Below are 20,846 nucleotides of genomic sequence, written 5' to 3' on the forward strand. Positions count from 1 at the left end.
ATGTTTATAACAGCCGGAATACTTGTTCAGCAGTCGCTTTCATATTGGCATATGCATTTTCAGGGTTCATGGCAGCTTCCAATGTTGTAACTCCTCGAACTATGGGAAAGAAAGCGTCGATTCCGGCTTGATTGCAGGCGGAAGCGCCTAGGGTCACGCTTCCGGCAAATGCAATCACTTTTATCCCATATTTTTTAGCAAGGCGGGCAACTCCAACCGGCGCCTTGCCCATGGCAGTCTGGGAATCCATCCGGCCTTCTCCGGTAACGACAATGTCCGCATCTTTTACATCTTCTTCCAGATGTATGGCGTCTAAAATCAATTCTACTCCAGGTATGAGCTTGGCATTCAAAAAGTTTAAGAAAGCGAATCCAAGCCCGCCGGCAGCTCCTGCACCGGCATAACAGGAAAAGTCCTTTTCGAACGTCTGATTTACAACCTGTGCATAGTGGTTCATGGCAGAATCTAAAACAGGCTTTAACTCGTCGGTAACTCCTTTTTGAGGACCATAAATATAAGTAGCCCCATTTTCACCGCAAAGAGGATTGGTTACATCACAGGCAATGCGGAAACGACAGTCAGATAATTCCGGTAATTTGTTTGAAATATCAATCGAAGAAACTGTATCTAATGCCTGCGCCCCCTCCAGTGTTTCTTTTCCATTTTTATCTAAAAAAGAGAATCCCAAAGCTTTGAGCATACCAATGCCGCCATCGTTGGTGGCGCTGCCTCCGATTCCAATAATGAAATCGCGACATCCTTTTTGTACAGCGTCTTTGATCATTTCACCGACTCCGTAAGTAGTCGCGCGAAGAGGAGCTTTTTCAGACTCTGTAAGAAGTGTGATTCCAGCGGCGGACGCCATCTCCATTACAGCAGTATTGCTGTCAGGCAGCAGTCCGTAATATGCATGGACAGGAGAACCTAAAGGCCCTGTTACAGTGATATTTATTTTCTTTGCACCCAGTCCTTCAATGAGCGCATCTGTTGTACCTTCGCCTCCGTCTGCAAGAGGCTTTAGGATGACGTCTGCATGAGGGTGAATTTTGAGAATCCCCTCTTTCACAGCATTTCCAGCCTGTATAGAGGAAAGGCTGCCTTTTAGAGAATCAATTGCAAGGACAACTTTCATAAAGTAAACCTCCTGTTTTTTTATTCTCGCGAAGCAGCCGTTTAACTGTGCATATTTGTATATGAGACTGTAGCTGCTGCGAGGAAAATCTGGCAGTTATTTTGGCAGTATCTTATGAGAGATACTAGCGTCAGTGTGCAAGGGGCAACACGCCTCAAATTTGTCCTTCATCGACCGTATTGCCCCTTGTACACCGACGCTAGGTTAAGTATAACAGAAAAGAAAAGAATTTATATGTTATAGATAATAAAAAAATAGAAATATTTATAAAAAAAATGTAATAAGTAACAAAAAATGAAAGAAAGTTCACAGCTTGAAAAAAGTATGATAAGGTAGGAAAAGAAAGAAATGACAGGAGGGACTATAAGTGAAGAGAATCGGTTTTATCGGTGTTGGTATTATGGGGAAATCTATGGTGCGCAATCTGATGAAGGCAGGCTATGAACTCCATATTTATGCCAGAAAAAAAGAAAAAGTAGAGGATGTCATACAAGAGGGAGCCAGATTTCACAGTAGTATAAAGGAATGTGTATCGGCAGCGGATACAGTAATTACGATGGTAGGTTTCCCGAAAGATGTAGAAGAAGTATATTTTGATGAAGGGAATATTATGGACAGCGCGAAAACAGGAACTATCCTGATTGATATGACTACGACGAGTCCTCAGATTGCAAAGAAAATATATGCGGAAGGCAAAAAGAAGTCTCTTTTTGTTTTGGATGCACCGGTGACGGGCGGAGATGCAGGGGCAAAAGCCGGAACCCTTTCTATTCTCGTAGGGGGAGAAAAAGAAGTATTTGAAAAATGTCTGCCTCTTTTTAAGGCTATGGGAACAAACATTAATTACCAGGGAGAGGCAGGATGCGGACAATACTGTAAACTGGTGAATCAGATTATGATTGCAGGTACATTGTCAGGCGTCTGTGAGGCGCTCTCATTTGCAAAAGCAAAAGGCTTGAAGCCTGAGACTGTATTAGATTCTGTATCAACTGGAGCAGCAGGAAGCACACAGCTTAATACTCTGGGACCCAAAATTGTGTCGAGAGATTTTGCACCGGGATTTTTTATGAAACATTTCGTGAAAGATATGAAATTGGCATTGATTGAGGCGAATATGAGTGGACTGGATTTAGGCGTTTTAAGCCAGACTCTTGCCAATTGCGAAGAGCTCGAAGCAGAAGGACTTGGAGAAATGGGAACACAGGCATTAATAAAGTATTATGAGGAAGGAAATATACAAGGATGAAACTGACAATTTTAGGGACAGGCAACGCACTGGTTACAGAATGCTATAATACTTGCTTTGCAATTTCTGACAACCAAAAGCATTTCTTGGTAGATGCAGGAGGAGGGAACCAGATACTAAAAATTTTAAAAGAGAAAGAAATTGCTTTGGAGGAAATACACGATATTTTTATTACCCATGAGCATATCGATCATCTGCTTGGACTCATCTGGCTGGTGCGTATGATCGGACAGAAAATAAATCAGGGAAAATATGAGGGGGTACTCCATATATACTGTCATAATGAGCTTGTTACGGTTATCAAGACGATAACCAGTCTGACAATCGAAAAGAAAGTAGCGAAGCATATCGGTGAAAAAATCTGCTTAATTCCTGTTGAAAGCGGCGAAACAAGGGAAATTCTTGGATGTCCAGTGACATTTTTCGACATCGGTTCAACAAAAGCAAAACAGTTTGGTTTTTCTATGATTCTGCCAGACAAGAAAAAGCTTTCCTGTTGTGGAGACGAGCCGTACAATGTATGCGAAGAAGCTTATGTAAAAGGGAGTGACTGGCTAATGCATGAGGCGTTCTGTCTGTATAAGGAGGCGGATAAATTTCATCCGTATGAAAAACACCACAGTACAGTGAGAGAAGCATGCCAGCTCGCAGAACAGCTTGGAATTCCAAATTTAATTCTCTATCATACAGAAGACACACACATAACAGAACGCAAAAAATTATATTGTAAAGAAGGAAAAGAATTTTACAGTGGCAGTCTGTATGTTCCAGAAGATGGAGAAGTATTTGAACTATAAAATCTTCGTAACAGACAATATGTAATGACCTCCGATTTGTAGGTTCGTGGATTTACCTGTATACTATAAATCGGAACAATAAATGGTAACAGGGATTACCGCATACAAATGGAGGTCATCAAATGAATTATAACACAGTTTACGTAGGAATGGATGTACACAAAAAAAGTTTTTCACTTTGCTGCTACACAAATGAAAAAGAGCAGGCTGAATATCCTCAAAAAACAGCCCCTCATTACAGCAAAGTCCTGAATTATCTGGAAGCTATGCGTTTCCACTATGGCGATGATGTTTTGTTTATTTGTGGTTATGAGGCGGGATGCCTTGGCTACACCTTATACCACGAACTCATGGACCATAACGTAAAATGTATCCTTCTCGCCCTGACAACAATACCACAGCCAACCAGCAGGAAAAAGGTCAAAACGGATAAACGCGATGCCGCACTGATCGCAAGATGTCTGGCACATCACGATTACAGCCCGGTACACATTCCTTCCGAAAAAGATGAACAGGTGAAGGAATATATCCGGATGCGTAACGACCATAAGATTGCCCTCAAAAAAGTAAAGCAGCAAATCAGTGCGTTCTGCCTGCGGCATGGCTACCGCTATGACGCAACTGTAAACCAGTGGACACAGGCTCATCTCAAATGGCTGAGGGCTTTAAAACCGGAAGGGCTTTATCGTGATATTTTGATGGAATACCTGTCTACCTACGATCAGCTGACAGATAAGATCGAACGTATGGACAGACGCATTGAGGAACTTGCAGGCGAACCGCAATACAGGGAGGGCGTCAAAAAACTATCCTGTTTTCTTGGAATCAAGATACAGACTGCGCTTTCTACAATGGTTGAGGTTGGAGATTTCAAACGTTTTTCTTCTGCCCAGCGTTTTGCTGCTTATCTGGGGCTTGTGCCCGGGGAGCGTTCCAGCAGTGAGTCCCAGAACAGACTGGGGATCACAAAGGCGGGAAACAGCCACATCCGTACCTTGTTGGTAGAAGCAGCCCAAAGTTACACGCGGGGACGTGTCGGGTTTAAATCAAAGGCATTGAAGGAAAGACAGTACGGTAACCCGGCAGATGTCATCGCATATGCCGACAAAGCCAACGAACGTTTTCGGCGTAAGTATTATACGATGGTTTTGACGAAAGGGAAAAAGGTGAATGTTGTAAAGACAGCGATTGCAAGAGAATTGGCGTGCTTTATATGGGGGATGATGGTAGGAAATCTGACGGAAAGATAAACAAGGATTTATCACAGCGTCCCAGAAATATCAAGGCCGAGCCGCCGCAGGCGGTGCCGGGCAGCCCTGACATTTCCATTCCGCAGTTATGGCGGATAAACAAGCGCCGTAAGCAGGATAGTGCTGCTTACGGCAGGAAAACCGAACGATTGGAGACACCCTGGAAGGGCTTTAGCATCTTTCAAGGTTCGAGCCATCTGCGACTGAACTATGTCGGCATAGGGAACTATGATCCACGCTAACAGACAGCAGGGCTCACGGCGGACCATTGACCTGTCGGTAAGGAGCGATCCGAATCCACGTATATCAGAGTGGCCAATGCCGGGGACTGATATGTCTAAAGCCTTTTCAGGATGTCTCCAAAACAAAAGCATAAAATTTGTGATAATTTTTATGATTTATCTATTGACAAATGTCATTACATATCAGTTCAGTCATACAGTGTGCGGGAAGCATAAAATATACTTGTATGTTTTATGCTTCCCGCACGCTGTATGAACTGAGCGCCCGTCAATGAGTAAAACGGTGGCGGCAGCCACAATAAGCACGCAGTGCGGTTTTACGAATGGCGCGGGCTAAACTGTTACAGATCTTCTGACCTAAAAGAGAAAAAGATTGACAAAAAAAGAAAAGTCACGTATTATTGTATTAAATTAATAATACAATAAACGGGGCTTTTTATTGCTTTTATGTAGGAGGGTATTATGCTGGAAATACAGGGATTAAGTAAAAAATATGGAAAGCATTTGGCAGTAGATCAGGTGAATTTAACGGTGCCGGATGGAAAGATCGGAATTCTTCTCGGGCCCAATGGAGCAGGAAAATCTACAATTATCAAATCTATAGCGGGACTCCTCAGGTATCAGGGAATGATCAAAATACAGGGAAATCCTGCAAAAACATTGGAGGCAAAAAAACAATTCGCCTATGTACCGGAAATTCCGGCAATGTTTGATGCTCTGACAGTCAGAGAACATATCGAATATATGCGCAGGGCATATAACAGTACGATAACAGACGAGGAAGTAGAAGAGCTTTTGAAACGTTTTGAACTGGACGATAAGCAGGAAAAGCTGGGGAATGAATTGTCTAAAGGGATGATGCAGAAAGTAAGTATCTGTTGTGCACTTTGTGTGCATCCCAAAGTGATGCTTCTGGATGAACCGATGGTGGGACTGGATCCAAAAGCGATTAAAGAATTAAAAGAAGTGATTTTGGAATTAAAGGAACAAAATGTAACTGTTTTAATCAGCACACATATGCTGGAGATGGTAGAAGATATATGGGACATCATGTTTGTAATGGAGAAGAGTCATATAATAGGAGCTTACCGGAAAGAGGATGTAGGAAATAAAGATTTGGATGATCTGTTCTTTGAACTGACAGGTGGTGAGAAAGAATGAAAGCATTGATGTATCTGACGAAACGAAGTTTTATTAACAGCATAAAGAAAGCAGTGAAAAAGCCGGTTACACTGATTGCATTTATCTTTGGAATTGCATATGGCGTTTTTTTATTTGCCATGCTGGCAGGATTGGCGGTGGGAGTTCGGTTTAATTCCAGTAGCGGTCTGGTTATCATTATGACGCTGTGGGCGATTTATATAACCTTGAGTAATTTTATGATGTATTCTTCAAGAAAAGGAGTTATTTTCCGTCCTGCACATACGCATTTCGTTTTTACTGCGCCAATTAACCCGAAACTCATACTTTTACATGGCGCTTGGATGAATTATGTATTTTCTGTTATTGTCTGGATTATATTGGCAGTTGCAGGACTGACTGTATTCCAGGTAGAGACGTGGAAGGTGGGCTTGTTTTTTCTGGCGGGATGTGTACTGGAAATCGTTCTGGAAGTCTCTGTGATGGTGACAATTTACGCAAATGACCGTCTTCCGGAAAAGCTGATGAAGGGAATCTGTACGGGAATAAAAATCCTTCTTATAGCAATTACCATAGCGATTGTCCTGTATTTCAGAAAAGAAGGAATTTCCATGGAATCTGCCCGCGCATTCATAGATTGGAAAGGATTACAGATTTTTCCTGTTGTAGGGTGGAGTATTGCTGTTTATCGTCTGATTTTGTTAGGGCCGGACACACTGAATATTGTTTGTTCTATCTTATATTTGCTTACAGTATTCCTGATGACGGGGCTTGCAGTGAAGATGGACTGCGGCGGAGGCTATTATGAGGACGCAGCCAAATTTGCAGATGACTACGCCGATATGAAGAAAAGAAAAAAGAACGGCGAAATGGTCATGGGAATTGAAAAAAAGAAAAAGAAATTCCGGAAAATTTCAGAAACAATACAGGCATCTGGCGCAAAAGCAATATTTTACAGGCAGCTTCTCGAATATAAGAAAGAGAAATACTTTATTTTTTCCAAGATGAGTGCATTCTGCCTGTTTTTCGGAGTATTTTTTGCATACGCAATGAGAAAAAATGCGATAGAGTCCGGATATCCTCAGATGTTTCTGCTTGGGACGGTGGCCTATATTTCCCTTGTGATGACGGGCTATCTTGGAAAATGGGAGAATGAGCTGAAAACTCCATATTTATTTATGATACCGGACAGTGCGTTTAAAAAGCTGTGGTATTCTACATTGATAGAACATATAAAAGCGCTTGTGGATGGCAGCCTTCTATGTATTCCAATGGGATTTTTCTGGAAAATACAGCCCTTGTATGTGATTCTATGTATTCTGATTTATACTGCACTGCAGGCAAACCGGATGTACACGAAAGTAATTGCCCAGTGTCTGGTTGGAGATGTTTTGGGGAAAACAGGACAAAATCTGGTGCGGGCATGTATCCAGATGACAGTGCTGGGGATGGGAGCAATGGTGGCAGTGCTCGTAGGAATTTTTGTAAATGTGAATCTGATATTTCCAATTTTGCTAATTTATAGTATTATGGTAACTGTAGCGGTAGGTCTTCTGGCCTCGCTTCGATTTGGTTCTATGGAGCAGCTTGCCTGATGAACTTCCGTAATAGACAGGAGGAAATAGGATGTTAAATGAGAATTATGTTACAATGGAAATAGGAAAAGCAAAACATATTGCATTGGTAGCACATGATGGAAAGAAAAAAGAGTTGGTGGACTGGTGTGACAGAAATAAGGAAGTGCTTAAAAGTCATTTCCTATGTGGTACGGGAACGACTGCGAGACTGATTTCTGAGCGTACAGGACTTCCGGTAAAAGGATATTGCAGCGGGCCGCTGGGCGGCGATCAGCAGATCGGTGCAAAAATAGTAGAAGGACAGATTGATTTTATGATTTTTCTGTGGGATCCATTAGAGGCGCAGCCACATGATCCTGACGTTAAGGCGCTCCTTCGTATTGCAGTTGTATATGATATTCCAATCGCCAATAATCTGGCGACGGCAGATTTTATGCTGCACTCTAAATATATGTCTGAAATTTACAGCCGGCGTATAGAGAACTTTAATAAGACGATTCAAGAACGGGTTGAAAAAATGAAATAAGAATAAAAAAGGCAATAAAAATAAAGTAAGCAGGTTGACACGGAAGTAAGTTCCGTGTTAATCTATGTATGTTTACTTTAATACTTTAAAGCGTTGCGCTTTAAAGTAAATTAGTGGAGGCGAGGAAGAGAAGATGGGGATTAAAATCATTTTGTTAATTGTATTTTTTGCAGTGATGGCAGGTGTAGGGCTGTATTCCAGAAAACATGCCAGAAGTGTAGATGGATTTGTTTTGGGTGGGAGAAGCGTCGGCCCATGGCTGACAGCATTTGCATATGGCACTTCATATTTTTCAGCAGTTGTTTTTGTGGGATATGCCGGACAATTTGGCTGGAAATATGGAATTGCCTCCACATGGATTGGAATTGGAAACGCAGTTTTAGGCAGTCTTCTTGCATGGGTGGTATTAGGCCGCAGAACGAAGGTTATGACACAGCATTTAGGTGTGAAAACAATGCCGGATTTTTTCGGTGCTCGTTTTGACAGCAAAGCATTGAAAATTACAGCATCTATGATTGTGTTTGTATTTTTAATTCCTTATACAGCATCCGTTTACAACGGTCTGTCCAGGCTGTTTGGAATGGCATTTGATATTCCGTATGCGTACTGTGTAATTGCAATGGCAGTTTTTACAGCGCTGTATGTGATTCTGGGAGGATATATGGCGACAGCGATCAACGATTTTATACAGGGAATTATCATGCTTTTCGGAATTGTGGCGGTGATTGCAGCAGTATTAAACGGGCAGGGAGGATTTATAGAGGCAATTGGTAAAATGGCAGAAATTCCAAGTGATATTGCAGTGACACAAGGACAGCCCGGTGCATTTACTTCATTTTTCGGGCCAGATCCTCTCAATCTGCTCGGTGTAGTCATTCTGACATCTCTTGGAACCTGGGGGCTTCCGCAGATGATCGGAAAATTTTATGCAATAAAAGATGAGAAATCGATCAATACTGGTACAGTAATCTCAACAGTTTTTGCAATTGTAGTATCTGGCGGCTGTTATTTTCTAGGCGGTTTTGGAAGATTGTTTGATGCTCCGGAGATATATGATAAGCATACCGGAACAGTTGTTTTTGATAGTATTGTTCCGCATATGTTATCTACGCTTCCGGATATTTTGATCGGAATTGTAGTTGTGTTGGTACTTTCTGCATCTATGTCTACACTGTCTTCTCTTGTATTGACCTCCAGTTCTACGATGACATTGGATTTGCTCAAAGGAAATGTAATGAAAGATATGAGCGAAAAGAAGCAGATTGTCACAATGCAGATTTTTATTGTATTTTTTATCCTGGTCTCTGTGGTGCTTGCGTTGGATCCTCCTACTTTTATCGCCCAGCTGATGGGAATTTCTTGGGGAGCACTGGCAGGAGCATTCTTGGCTCCATTCTTGTATGGTCTGTACTGGAAGGGAGTGACACGCTGCGCTGTGTGGGCAAGCTTTATCTGTGGGATTGGTATTACCGTGTCGAATATGTTCCTGCATTATATTGAGTCATCCATTAATGCGGGAGCTGTGGCGATGGCGGCAGGACTTGCTGTTGTCCCATTAGTCAGTCTTATTACACCGAGAATGAAAAAAGAAAAAACAAGCCAAATATTCCAGTGCTATGAAGAAAAAGTGACAAGTACAAAGAAAAGATCACTGGAGATATAAATATACAGGCATAAATCCATCTCCTGCTAACAGATGGCTGAACTGACACCAATAAAATCCTTTCAGCTGAAAAATGATTGAACTTTTAAGAAAAAACAGCTATAATTACTGCATATAATTTTATTTCAAATGGAGGATTGACAGAAATGAGAGCACAGAGCATACTTTTGGCAAGCAAGCAAGCAAGCAAGCAAGCAAGCAAGCAAGCAAGCAAGCAAGCAAGCAAGCAAGCAAGCAAGCAAGCAAGCAAGCAAGCAAGCAAGCAAAGTAAAGTGTAACTCTGTCCTTTTTCATGTCAAGTCTCAAAACATACAAAAAAGTAAAGGCGTATTCTGCCCGATTTACAAGGGGAGGAATGCGCCTTTTTGTATGCATGAAATTCTATATTTTATTTAAAGAAAGGGAAATTGCTATGAAAACAAAATTGAAAAGTAAAATAGTATCCGCGCTGCTGGTCTGCATGCTTGTAGTTGGATTTGTGCCGACAACTGTTTTTGCGGCAGATACGGCAACAGTAGAAATCAACGGACAGCAGCTGGAAGATGGTGTACCGGTACAATGCGGTGAAGGAACTGCTGTTTTGGATACACAAAACAAGACACTGACACAAAACAATGCGACGCTTACTGAAACAAATGATTCATCTGTTATTAGAGTTACAACAGGAGAACTGAAAATTATTCTGAATGGTGAAAACAAGATTATATCAAATGATAAGCGGCCATTTTACGGTCAATATGCCGATATTACAATTCAAGGAACGCAGGCAGACTCGCTGACAGTGGAAACAGATTCGGACGGGATACAGGCAGATCAAGGCAATTTAACGGTCGATGGCTGTAATATTCATGTGACCTCGACAGCTTGGGGAGGACTGATGTGCTGGGACGGCACCTTAGCCATAAAGAATCAGGCAAATATAACAGTTGACAGTTATGAAAATCCCATTGTAGGTAGCAATGGAATTTCGATCACTGACAGTACGGTAAACGCTACCTCAAACAGGGACGGAACAAATGTAATCAACAGTAATGGCGATATTTCCATTGACAATTCCAACGTGACAGCAACCGGTACATCAGAAGAAGCCTATCCTTCTATTTATGCGGCAGGGAATATAAATGTTACGAATAAAAGTGATGTTACCGCAACATCCGAGGGGATGCGGGGAATCTTTACGGACAGTAATATGACAGTAAATGACAGTACTGTGGCTGCTACAGCTACGACGCAAGAAGGAATGGTTGTAGTGGGAACGCTGAATTTAACAAATTCAAGGCTGGCAGCTTCCAGTAAGCCAGATGATATTATTCCCGCTATTGTGACAAAAAGCTTTAACATTACTAATTCAGAGGTAACTGCAAACGGTGGTTTGGATTTGTTCGACTGGAATAGCGGTGAAACAGATGGTATCTCTTTCAGTATTACACCTGGTAATGAAAAATTGATGGAATTTAAAGTGGATGGCAATAACTGGGATGGTTCTGCGGCTATACATTTTAAAGAAGGGAGCCAATCGCCCTATGATACAGTAATAAACTTTAGTGCTGATGAGATGAACTGGCTTGGTGCGTACCGCTATATTTACATTGGTGAACATATTCATACAGGCGGCACTGCAAATTGTGAAATGCCTGCTATTTGTGAGGATTGCGGCAGACAGTATGGAAATAGTAATCCTGATTACCATCAATATATAGTAAAAGTCAAAGAAAAAGAGGCAACCTGTACCGAAGAAGGCTATACCGGTGATAAAGTCTGCAAAGTATGCGGAGAAATAGTGGAAAAAGGAAAAGTGACTGCCAAAACCGCACATAACTTCAAAGACGGAAAATGTACTGTTTGTAAAGCCGCTGATCCGGATTATGTATCGGTAGAACCAACTGCTTCTGACAAGGGAAATACGGATTCCCCTCAGACTGGAGATTCCGCCAATATTGTTCTTTGGCTTGTTGTTATGCTGGCGGCAGGTGCGTCTCTGACCATTACGGCCTTTTTAACGAAAAGAAAAAATAAAGCAGGTAAATAGTATTAAGCAGGATTGGTTTCCCATTTCTGCAGACCTTCAATTAGAAGTATCTATACTACTTCCGATTGGAAATGCATAGCAACGTGAAGCCGATTTTTTCCGCCCGGAACTATAAACTTAAGCTGCGAAAATGTGAGTGTGAAAGAGATGCTTTGCGTGAGTGAGGAATTTCGGCGAAGCCCTGACGAACGTTGCAAAGCATCTCTTTCACACGTCCCTTTTGCCAATTTCCGCAGTGCCAGCTCAATTCCGCATACGCTTCATTTCGCTATCGGCAGTCGCCGAATGAAAAGAAGCAGACAAACTTCTGTTTACATGCAAGCATGACACAGAGTTTGCCTGTTCTTTTCGTACTGCTTGTTGCTTCGTTAAATTTATATTTAGTCTTGTTTGTGAGGCGTGCACGTGTTATGATAAATGAGACACAGGATTTTAGTTTCTGACACAACAGCATTCATGGCGTTTCTGCCGGCTGGTTTTGTTAAATTTTCCCAATTATAATGATTAAATGTAATTTGTTTTAGAGAGTAAAAAATAATGCAAATGGCAGAAAAAGGATCTTAGATGTAACAGTAACTGCTGGTTTGCCGGAATAAATGCAAGTAATTGAGTAATGAGAGATTTATTTTTAAAGAAGAAAAAGGAAAGATAAGACCGTTTTATTGTACATGTAATATTGTATAATAAAAACAAGAAAATTCTATTGACATTTTCGAAGCAATATAATACTATAATAAACAGAATCGAACGATTGTTCGAAAAAGCGAAAAGGAGTAACGGATACTATGGCAAATAAAATAGAGATGACAAAGGCTGTGAATACGGAAGAAAAGAAAAAAGCTCTGGATGCAGCGATTGCAAAATTAGAGAAGGATTTTGGAAAAGGAACAGTTATGAAGCTTGGAGAGCCGGGAGCGCAAGTGGCGGTTGAGACAGTACCTACAGGATGCTTAAGCCTGGATTTGGCGCTGGGACTTGGTGGTGTACCCAAAGGACGCGTCATAGAGGTATATGGTCCGGAATCCAGTGGTAAAACTACAGTGGCGCTGCACATGATTGCAGAAGTACAGAAAAGGGGCGGTATTGCAGGGTTTATTGATGCAGAACACGCGTTGGATCCGGTATATGCGAAAAACATAGGGGTCGATATTGACGAATTATATATTTCCCAGCCGGACAGCGGAGATCAAGCCTTGGAGATTGCAGAAACAATGGTACGCTCTGGAGCAATTGATATTATTGTTATAGATTCCGTTGCGGCGCTTGTACCAAAGCAGGAAATTGAAGGGGATATGGGGGATAGTCATGTAGGGTTGCAGGCAAGATTGATGTCCCAGGCGCTTAGAAAACTGACGCCGGTTATCAGCAAGTCTAATTGTGTAGTTATTTTCATCAACCAGCTTCGTGAAAAGGTGGGAGTGATGTTTGGAAATCCAGAGACAACAACAGGAGGACGAGCGCTGAAATTTTATGCTTCTGTCCGTATGGATGTCAGAAGAACGGAGACATTAAAACAAAGCGGAGAGATGGTTGGAAACAGGACTCGTATTAAAATTGTAAAAAATAAAATTGCACCTCCGTTTAAAGAGGCGGAATTTGATATTATGTTTGGAAAAGGAATTTCGCGTGCTGGAGATGTGCTGGATCTTGCAGCAGGAATTGATCTGGTGAAAAAAAGCGGGGCATGGTATGCTTACGAAGGAGAGAAGATTGGGCAGGGGCGAGAAAATGCAAAAGCTTATTTAGAATCTCATCCAGAAGTAATGGAAGAATTAGAACAGAAAGTAAGAGCACATTATCATTTGAACGGCGAAGGGGATTCTGGAGAAACGGCAGAGGATTTAAAGCTTACTCCTAAAACAGAAAAGGAATAAGGTATGGTTGTCACAAAGATCGAGGCGTTGACAAAGATAAAATATAAAATTTACATAGATGGACAGTTCGCTTTTGTTTTATATAAAGGCGAACTGTCATGCTATGGCGTTGCAGAGGAAGAAGAGATTTCGCAGGAGACTGTTGAGAAGATCCGGACAGAGATTGTACTGAAAAGAGCAAAACGGCGTGCGCTGCATCTTTTGGAGGATATGGATAGAACAGAAGAGGAGCTTTCCAGAAAACTGATACAAGGAATGTATCCAGGGGATATTGTAGAAAAGGTGTTGGAATATGTAAAATCTTTTGGATATTTGAATGATTTACGTTATGCAGAACAGTTTATTTTAAGTCGGAAAGATAAGAAAAGCCGTAAAGAAATATATGCGCTGCTTACGCAGAAAGGAATTGATAGAGAAAAGATAGATCAGGCATTTGTTACCTGTTATGAGGAGGAAGCAGAAAAAGAAGCGATATTAGCAGTATTTCGTAAAAAGCGGATAGACCCAAGAAAAATGGACGAAATGCAGATGCATAAAATATACGCGTATTTGGCGCGAAAAGGGTTCCGATATGAGGCAGTCCGTCAAGTGATACAAAATTGTAATGACAATGCTTGACAGAGTTGTGAAAACAGTATAAAATTTAAGTGTTGTATTTAAGTGAATTTGTACAATGAAAATTAAATAAGGAGGTGCTCCTGTGCCGATAATTGGATGTGTAGTTATTGCTGTGGCCCTCGCGTTGATAGTTGGTATCATTACTCATTTTGTAACGATTTCTAATCTGAAAAAGAATGCAGAATCTAAGATAGGAAATGCGGAAACGAAAGCAAGAGAAATCATTGATGATGCTGTGAAAACTGCTGAAGCGACGAAAAAGGAAGCTCTTTTGGAAGTCAAGGAAGAGTCAATTAAGACGAAGAATGAACTGGAAAAAGAGACAAAGGAGAGACGGACTGAATTGCAGCGCTATGAAAAAAGAGTGCTAGCGAAGGAAGAAGCCGTAGATAAACGTTCAGAGGCTATCGAACATCGAGAAGCTAAATTTGTAGCGAAAGAAGAGCAATTAAGACAACGTGAAGCCAAGGTAGAAGAACTGAATCAGAAAAGAGTACAGGAACTGGAACGAATCTCAGGATTAACCTCCGAACAAGCAAAAGAATATCTGTTGAAAACTGTTGAAGAAGATGTGAAGCATGATACAGCTAAAATGGTCAGAGAATTGGAGTTACAGGCGAAAGAGGATGCAGACAAAAAAGCGAAAGAATATGTTGTCAATGCAATTCAAAGATGTGCGGCTGACCATGTAGCTGAGACTACAATTTCAGTTGTGCAGCTTCCAAGTGATGAGATGAAAGGCCGAATTATAGGGAGAGAAGGAAGAAATATCAGAACTCTCGAAACACTGACAGGTGTAGAATTGATTATTGACGATACACCAGAGGCGGTTGTTTTATCCGGCTTTGATCCTATTAGAAGAGAAGTTGCGCGAATTGCCCTAGAAAGACTTATTGTGGATGGGCGTATCCATCCCGCCAGAATAGAAGAAATGGTGGAAAAGGCTCAAAAGGAAGTCGACGCCATGATACGGGAAGAAGGAGAAGCGGCGGCAATCGAGGTCGGTGTACCCGGTATTCATCCGGAACTGATCCGACTTCTCGGACGTATGAAGTTCAGGACAAGTTATGGACAAAATGCATTAAAGCATTCTATAGAAGTGGCACAGCTATCGGGGCTTCTTGCCGGAGAAATCGGGCTGGATGTAAGAATGGCAAAGCGTGCAGGACTTTTACATGACATTGGGAAGTCAATCGATCATGATGTAGAAGGATCGCATATACAGATCGGAGTAGATTTGTGCAGAAAATATAAAGAATCTGCTACGGTTATTAATGCGGTGGAATCACATCATGGAGATGTGGAACCGCAGACATTAATTGCGTGTGTAGTTCAGGCTGCAGATACAATATCCGCAGCAAGACCAGGGGCAAGAAGAGAGACAATTGAAACGTATACCAACAGATTAAAACAGTTAGAAGAGATCACCAATCAGTTTAAAGGTGTAGATAAATCTTTTGCTATTCAAGCGGGAAGAGAGATTCGTGTAATGGTAGTTCCGGAGCAAGTATCTGATGACGATATGGTACTTATGGCCAGGGATATCGCGAAGCAGATTGAATTTGAATTGGAATATCCAGGTCAGATTAAAGTAAATGTAATTCGTGAATCACGGGCTACAGACTATGCCAAATAGATAGAATCAGAACAAGCCAGTGAAAGCAAAGCCTTTGTCAGTTGACAAGGGCTTTCTTTAGTTAAAAGCGGTATTCTGTATGATAGAAAAATAGAAGGAGGAGAATAATGGAAAATAAAATTAAAAGGCTTAGTAGAGAGCTAAAATTTAAAGGGGAAATTTTGGAATTTTATCAGGACACAATGGAGATTGACGGAACACATACAGCAACCTGGGATTTTATCAAACATAAAGGTGCGGCCGCGGTTGTACCTGTTACAGATGAGGGGAAAATTTTAATGGTCAGGCAGTATAGAAATGCGTTGGAGAGATATACATTGGAAATTCCGGCGGGTGCGCTTGACAGTACAGATGAACCGGGAATTTCCTGTGCATCAAGAGAATTAGAAGAAGAAACAGGATTCCGCAGTGAACATCTAAAGTGGTTGATTACCTTGCGGACGACGGTAGCATTTTGTAATGAAAAAATCGAAGTATATGTGGCAGATAAGCTGATACCTTCCAGACAACATTTGGATGAAGATGAGTTTATTGAGATACAGGCATATACAATAGAAGAATTAAAAGAAAAAATATTTACAGGAGAAATAGAAGATGCAAAAACAATCTCCTCTCTTCTTGCGTATGATGTGAAATATGGAAAGAAAGAATAAATAATAGTAGCGGGCATATAATGAAATATCTTAACGATAGGGGGAACACCTTGTGAAGATACTTCATACGAGAAAGCAGCTATTTATTTTCTTTATGCCTGGATTTCTTGCCGGTATTCTTTATATTAATCTGCTTGCAAAACAGTATGTAGCAGAGCCGGGGATTTTCAGCGATTATTTTTTAAAGCAGTTTGGAAATGTTGAAATTATTATGGAGGAATATATTTGGTATTTGCTGCGATTGCGTATTCTTCCGTTTTTGGTTCTGCTGGGATTGTCATTTACAAAAATGAGAAAGATTTCAGCAATCCTGTTTTTGGTGTGGACGGGCATTTCCAGCGGTATCTTGATTTCAGCAGCGATATTAGAACTAGGAATTAAAGGGAGTTTGTTGTGTATTGTTGGAATTTTTCCGCAATTTCTGTTTTATATACCGGCCTATGTGGTTCTTATCTGGTATTGCTATTCCTATCCGCAAAACCGATGGAATTCACAGAAGTCCATTTTTGTTGCTATTATGATATTTATAGGAATAATTGTAGAGGCATATGTGAATCCCATACTAGTAGAAGCTTTTTTATCAACTTTATAAAATATAAATTTAACGAAGCAACAAGCAGTGCGAAAAGAACAGGCAAACTCTGTGTCATGCTTGCATGTAAACAGAAGTTTGTCTGCTTCTTTTCATTCGGCGATTGCCGATAGCGAAATGAAGCATATGCGGAATTGAGCTGGCACTGCGGAAGCTGACAAAAGGGACGTGTGAAAGAGATGCTTTGCATCGTTCGTCAGGGCTTCGCCGAAATTCCTCACTCACGCAAAGCATCTCTTTCACACTCACACTTTCGCCAGCTTAAGTTTATAATTCGTAACGGAAAAAATCGGCTTCACGCTGCTATGCATTTCCAATCGGAAGTAGTATAGATACTTCTAATTGGAAGTCTATAACAACGTGAAGCCGTTCTCTTTTTTATGATTTTCAGTTAGGGTGCCACCTTCCTATAGACGAAGGAAAAACTTCTGACTGGGAGTCTGCAGCAGTGTGAAACCGGTTCTGTTCTGTCTGAAATTGTGAATTTAATTGGGGAAGAACGTAAGCAGAAAGAGAAGGCAGTGCATAAGCAGGGAATTTTAAGCGGAGCGTGGTAGATACAGATTGTTCTGTTTGTTAAGTGGGAAGCATGGAGTTCTAATGGACGATATGCTTCTACACTGTTACAAACATTCAATCGGATTTACCACAGTGGAGCCCTGACCTGCGTTGCACTGCCTTCTCTTTTTGCGTACCATTCTTTCGTCAATTAACTTTATATTTCATTTTTTCTCTTTGCTACTTTAATTCGAAAAAGTATTGTGGTATACTGGAAAAGACAAATGTTTGAAAGCCTAAAGGAGGAAAAAGGACATGATATGGGCAAAGGAAGAAACCCTGCCAAGAAGCGAAATTGAAAACATCCAGCTTAACAAGCTAAAGGAAACGGTTCATTATATTTATGACCGCGTCCCGCCTTACAGAGCTAAGATGGATAAGGCAAAAGTAAAGCCGGAGGATATCGTTTCTTTAAAAGATTTGAAAAAACTTCCGTTTACATATAAAGCGGATTTTCGGGATAATTATCCGGACGGTCTGTTTGCGGTAGACAAAAAGGAGCTTGTTCGTTATCACGCCAGCTCGGGCACGACGGGAAAGCCTACAGTTGTAGGATATACAAGAAAAGACTTAGATGTGTGGCTTAACAATGTGGCGCGTATTGCCTGTATGGGCGGAGCGACACAGGAGGATGTAGCACAGATTTCATTTGGCTACGGAACATTTACTGGAGCATTAGGCCTGCATGGAGGTTTGGAGAAAATCGGTGCTTCTGTTATTCCGATGTCATCGGGAAACACAAACAAACAGATTATGTTTCTCCAGGATATGGGGGTAACACTGCTTGTAGCAACGCCTTCCTATGCACTTCATTTAGGTGAGGTGTTAAGAGAACGGGGAATCGATCCGGCGAAAGATTTGAAAATCCATATCGGGCTGTTCGGCGGAGAAGGTATGACAGAGCCGATGAGAGAAGAAATGCACAAGGTATGGGGAGAGCAGTTTGTCTGTACACAAAATTATGGGATGAGTGAATTGTGCGGTCCGGGAGTCTCGGGGGAATGTACGGAATTATGCGGCATGCACATCAATGAGGACTGGTTTATACCGGAGATTATTGATCCTGAGACAGAGGAAGTGCTTCCGCCGGGAGAGACAGGGGAACTGGTGATTACCTGTTTAGGAAAGGAAGCGCTGCCGCTTGTCAGATACCGCACAGGAGATTTGACCAGACTTATGTATGAACCATGCAAATGCGGAAGAACAACGGCAAGAATGGCGAATCTGTCCGGACGTGCAGATGATATGCTTGTGATACGCGGTGTCAATGTATTTCCGGGACAGATTGAGGAGGTGCTGTTTAAGATAGAGGAAATCGGCCCTCACTATGAGATTTTGGTGGAGAGAAAGAACCGCCTGGATGTTATGACGATCACAGTAGAGTTAGTGGACGACAGACTGCTTGACAGTTATGGGAAATTGAGTGCTCTGGAGCTGCGTATCAAGTCGGCTTTAAAATCACAGCTTGGACTTGCTACCCAGATTCGCCTGGTAGCTCCGAATTCTCTGCAGAGATTCGAGGGAAAAGCAAAGAGAGTAACAGATTTACGAAAGGATGGGCTGTAAAATGGCAGAAAAAGTAATCATGCTCGGTAATGAAGCGATTGCCCGCGGCGCATATGAAGCAGGAGTGAAAGTGTCCTCTGCATATCCGGGAACACCGAGTACAGAAATCAGTGAATATCTGGTACAGTACAAAGAGGATGTCTATGAAGAATGGGCGCCGAATGAGAAAGTGGCGGCAGAAGTAGCAGTGGGAGCGAGCCTTTCTGGAGTTCGGGCTATGGCATGTATGAAACATGTAGGATTAAATGTGGCGGCAGATCCGCTGTATTCGGTTTCCTATATGGGAGTAAACGGCGGATTGGTTCTGGTTGTTGCAGATGATCCAGGGCTGTACAGCTCTCAGAATGAGCAAGATACACGTATGGTAGCGCGTGCGGCACAGATTCCAGTTATCGAACCGTCAGACAGTGCAGAGGCAAAGGACTTCTTTAAAACGGCATTCGAATTAAGTGAGAAGTATGATCGTCCGTTTATCTTCCGCACAACAACACGTCTTGCGCACTCTCAAGGACTTGTGGAATTAAAAGAGAGAGAAGAAATACAGGACAAACCATATGAAAAGCAGATTCAAAAGAATGTTATGATGCCGGGGAATGCAAAGCTGCGTCATATCGAAATTGAAAAACGGAATCTGGAGCTTGCCGAAGCAGCCAATACACTTTCTATAAATAAGGTAGAGATGAACGATACCAAAATCGGCGTCATTACAAGTGGAATTCCTTACCAGTATGTGAAAGAAGCTCTGCCGCAGGCCTCTGTCTTAAAGCTTGGAATGGTAAACCCTCTTCCGAGAAAATTGATCGAAGAATTTGCAGCTAAGGTAGAGACGCTGTATATCGTAGAAGAACTGGATCCGGTGATTGAAGAGCAGGTAAAAGCTTGGGGAATCCAGGCGATCGGAAAAGAAATTTTCACTGTACAGGGAGAATACAGCGCCAATATGCTGCGCAAGGGAATTTTAAAAGAAGAGCTTGCGTTGGAACAGCCGGCAGCCGCGCCGGGGCGCCCGCCGATTTTATGTCCAGGATGTCCACACAGAAGCGCATTTTACGTATTGAAAAAGTTAAATATGCATGCGGCTGGCGATATTGGCTGTTATACGTTGGGAGCTGTGCCGCCTCTTGGCGTAATTGACACAACGATGTGTATGGGCTCTAGTATATCTACTCTGCATGGTATGGAGAAGGCAAAGGGAAAAGAATATATTAAAAACTGGGTTGCGGTGATCGGAGATTCCACTTTTTTACATACAGGTGTCAATTCGTTGATGAACATGGTATATAATAAGGCGACCGGAACAGTGATGATTCTGGATAATTCTACCACAGGAATGACCGGCCATCAGGATCATGCAGCTACGGGCAAGACATTGCAGGGAGACATAACCTACGCGATAGATATTGCGGGGCTGTGTCGAGCAATGGGAATTAAAAATGTAGTGGAGGTCAATGTCTTTGACCTTGCACTTTTAGAAAAGACAATCAAAGAAGAAGTAGCAAAAGACGAGGTTTCTGTTATCATTACAAAATCTCCGTGTGTCCTTCTAGATAAATCTAAAAAGCCTTTATACGTTGCGCATGAGGACAAATGCAAAAAATGTGGCATGTGTATGAAACCAGGATGTCCGGCGATGACAAAAAATGCGGACGGAACCATTCATATTGACGATACAATGTGTACGGGATGTGGTCTGTGTGAATCCTTATGTAAATTCGGTGCAATAGAACTGGTAAAGGCAGGTGAATAA

Annotated in this window: 17 protein-coding genes; 16 read left to right on the plus strand and 1 reads right to left on the minus strand. The window is 41.8% G+C overall.

The genetic code is table 11. From position 1 onward, the window contains the following. Nucleotides 1–4: 4 nt before the first annotated feature. Nucleotides 5–1,132: a glycerate kinase family protein gene (locus ACZ5C4_RS07555; protein WP_464520460.1), complete on the minus strand. Its 1,128-nt coding sequence runs from the start codon at nt 1,130–1,132 to the stop codon at nt 5–7. Nucleotides 1,133–1,499: 367 nt separating this feature from the next. Between ACZ5C4_RS07555 and ACZ5C4_RS07560 the strand changes: the two genes are divergently transcribed. From ACZ5C4_RS07560 to iorA, 16 genes are all read left to right on the plus strand, one after another. Further along, nucleotides 1,500–2,378: an NAD(P)-dependent oxidoreductase gene (locus ACZ5C4_RS07560; RefSeq protein ID WP_464520461.1), complete on the plus strand. Its 879-nt coding sequence runs from the start codon at nt 1,500–1,502 to the stop codon at nt 2,376–2,378. Further along, complete coding sequence (locus ACZ5C4_RS07565) at nt 2,375–3,175, plus strand: MBL fold metallo-hydrolase (protein ID WP_464520462.1); 801 nt, start codon at nt 2,375–2,377, stop codon at nt 3,173–3,175. Before ACZ5C4_RS07560 ends, ACZ5C4_RS07565 begins: the two co-directional genes overlap by 4 nt. Nucleotides 3,176–3,297: 122 nt before the next feature. Continuing rightward, a complete protein-coding gene (locus ACZ5C4_RS07570; RefSeq protein WP_464520463.1) occupies nt 3,298–4,425 on the plus strand; it encodes an IS110 family RNA-guided transposase in 1,128 nt (375 codons plus the stop codon). Nucleotides 4,426–5,129: 704 nt separating this feature from the next. Further along, nucleotides 5,130–5,828: an ABC transporter ATP-binding protein gene (locus ACZ5C4_RS07575; RefSeq protein ID WP_464520464.1), complete on the plus strand. Its 699-nt coding sequence runs from the start codon at nt 5,130–5,132 to the stop codon at nt 5,826–5,828. After that, nucleotides 5,825–7,402: a putative ABC exporter domain-containing protein gene (locus tag ACZ5C4_RS07580; protein WP_464520465.1), complete on the plus strand. Its 1,578-nt coding sequence runs from the start codon at nt 5,825–5,827 to the stop codon at nt 7,400–7,402. Before ACZ5C4_RS07575 ends, ACZ5C4_RS07580 begins: the two co-directional genes overlap by 4 nt. Before the next feature lie 31 nt (nt 7,403–7,433). Further along, nucleotides 7,434–7,910 (plus strand): methylglyoxal synthase, encoded by a 477-nt coding sequence (locus ACZ5C4_RS07585; RefSeq protein ID WP_464520466.1) that lies wholly within the window; start codon nt 7,434–7,436, stop codon nt 7,908–7,910. 133 nt (nt 7,911–8,043) lie between these two features. Further along, nucleotides 8,044–9,573 (plus strand): sodium:solute symporter family protein, encoded by a 1,530-nt coding sequence (locus ACZ5C4_RS07590; RefSeq protein ID WP_464520467.1) that lies wholly within the window; start codon nt 8,044–8,046, stop codon nt 9,571–9,573. Nucleotides 9,574–9,719: 146 nt separating this feature from the next. Further along, nucleotides 9,720–9,851 (plus strand): hypothetical protein, encoded by a 132-nt coding sequence (locus ACZ5C4_RS07595; RefSeq protein WP_464520468.1) that lies wholly within the window; start codon nt 9,720–9,722, stop codon nt 9,849–9,851. 134 nt (nt 9,852–9,985) lie between these two features. After that, nucleotides 9,986–11,602, plus strand: a complete 1,617-nt coding sequence (locus ACZ5C4_RS07600; protein ID WP_464520469.1) for a hypothetical protein — start codon at nt 9,986–9,988, stop codon at nt 11,600–11,602. Between the two features lie 785 nt (nt 11,603–12,387). Beyond that, a complete protein-coding gene (gene recA / locus ACZ5C4_RS07605) occupies nt 12,388–13,476 on the plus strand; it encodes a recombinase RecA (RefSeq protein ID WP_464520470.1) in 1,089 nt (362 codons plus the stop codon). Between the two features lie 3 nt (nt 13,477–13,479). Beyond that, nucleotides 13,480–14,094 (plus strand): regulatory protein RecX, encoded by a 615-nt coding sequence (locus ACZ5C4_RS07610; protein WP_464520471.1) that lies wholly within the window; start codon nt 13,480–13,482, stop codon nt 14,092–14,094. A gap of 82 nt (nt 14,095–14,176) precedes the next feature. Further along, complete coding sequence (gene rny, locus ACZ5C4_RS07615) at nt 14,177–15,730, plus strand: ribonuclease Y (protein ID WP_186874950.1); 1,554 nt, start codon at nt 14,177–14,179, stop codon at nt 15,728–15,730. Between the two features lie 107 nt (nt 15,731–15,837). After that, on the plus strand, nt 15,838–16,383 hold the full coding sequence (locus ACZ5C4_RS07620) for an NUDIX hydrolase (RefSeq protein WP_464520472.1): 546 nt from the start codon (nt 15,838–15,840) through the stop codon (nt 16,381–16,383). Between the two features lie 52 nt (nt 16,384–16,435). Further along, a complete protein-coding gene (locus ACZ5C4_RS07625; protein ID WP_464520473.1) occupies nt 16,436–16,975 on the plus strand; it encodes a stage II sporulation protein M in 540 nt (179 codons plus the stop codon). Nucleotides 16,976–17,788: 813 nt separating this feature from the next. Continuing rightward, on the plus strand, nt 17,789–19,099 hold the full coding sequence (locus ACZ5C4_RS07630; protein ID WP_464520474.1) for a phenylacetate--CoA ligase family protein: 1,311 nt from the start codon (nt 17,789–17,791) through the stop codon (nt 19,097–19,099). A 1-nt stretch (nt 19,100) separates the two neighbouring features. Next, nucleotides 19,101–20,846 (plus strand): indolepyruvate ferredoxin oxidoreductase subunit alpha, encoded by a 1,746-nt coding sequence (gene iorA / locus ACZ5C4_RS07635; protein ID WP_464520475.1) that lies wholly within the window; start codon nt 19,101–19,103, stop codon nt 20,844–20,846.

Source organism: Mediterraneibacter flintii, assembly GCF_055387595.1.

What these genes read in the sequence shown, in the direction of transcription:
- ACZ5C4_RS07555 (WP_464520460.1), bottom strand. Translation starts at nt 1,132, where the DNA reads ATGAAAGTTGTCCTTGCAATTGATTCTCTAAAAGGCAGCCTTTCCTCT.
- ACZ5C4_RS07565 (WP_464520462.1), top strand. Translation starts at nt 2,375, where the DNA reads ATGAAACTGACAATTTTAGGGACAGGCAACGCACTGGTTACAGAATGC.
- ACZ5C4_RS07570 (WP_464520463.1), top strand. Translation starts at nt 3,298, where the DNA reads ATGAATTATAACACAGTTTACGTAGGAATGGATGTACACAAAAAAAGT.
- ACZ5C4_RS07575 (WP_464520464.1), top strand. Translation starts at nt 5,130, where the DNA reads ATGCTGGAAATACAGGGATTAAGTAAAAAATATGGAAAGCATTTGGCA.
- ACZ5C4_RS07580 (WP_464520465.1), top strand. Translation starts at nt 5,825, where the DNA reads ATGAAAGCATTGATGTATCTGACGAAACGAAGTTTTATTAACAGCATA.
- ACZ5C4_RS07585 (WP_464520466.1), top strand. Translation starts at nt 7,434, where the DNA reads ATGTTAAATGAGAATTATGTTACAATGGAAATAGGAAAAGCAAAACAT.
- ACZ5C4_RS07590 (WP_464520467.1), top strand. Translation starts at nt 8,044, where the DNA reads ATGGGGATTAAAATCATTTTGTTAATTGTATTTTTTGCAGTGATGGCA.
- ACZ5C4_RS07595 (WP_464520468.1), top strand. Translation starts at nt 9,720, where the DNA reads ATGAGAGCACAGAGCATACTTTTGGCAAGCAAGCAAGCAAGCAAGCAA.
- ACZ5C4_RS07600 (WP_464520469.1), top strand. Translation starts at nt 9,986, where the DNA reads ATGAAAACAAAATTGAAAAGTAAAATAGTATCCGCGCTGCTGGTCTGC.
- recA (WP_464520470.1), top strand. Translation starts at nt 12,388, where the DNA reads ATGGCAAATAAAATAGAGATGACAAAGGCTGTGAATACGGAAGAAAAG.
- ACZ5C4_RS07610 (WP_464520471.1), top strand. Translation starts at nt 13,480, where the DNA reads ATGGTTGTCACAAAGATCGAGGCGTTGACAAAGATAAAATATAAAATT.
- ACZ5C4_RS07620 (WP_464520472.1), top strand. Translation starts at nt 15,838, where the DNA reads ATGGAAAATAAAATTAAAAGGCTTAGTAGAGAGCTAAAATTTAAAGGG.
- ACZ5C4_RS07630 (WP_464520474.1), top strand. Translation starts at nt 17,789, where the DNA reads ATGATATGGGCAAAGGAAGAAACCCTGCCAAGAAGCGAAATTGAAAAC.
- iorA (WP_464520475.1), top strand. Translation starts at nt 19,101, where the DNA reads ATGGCAGAAAAAGTAATCATGCTCGGTAATGAAGCGATTGCCCGCGGC.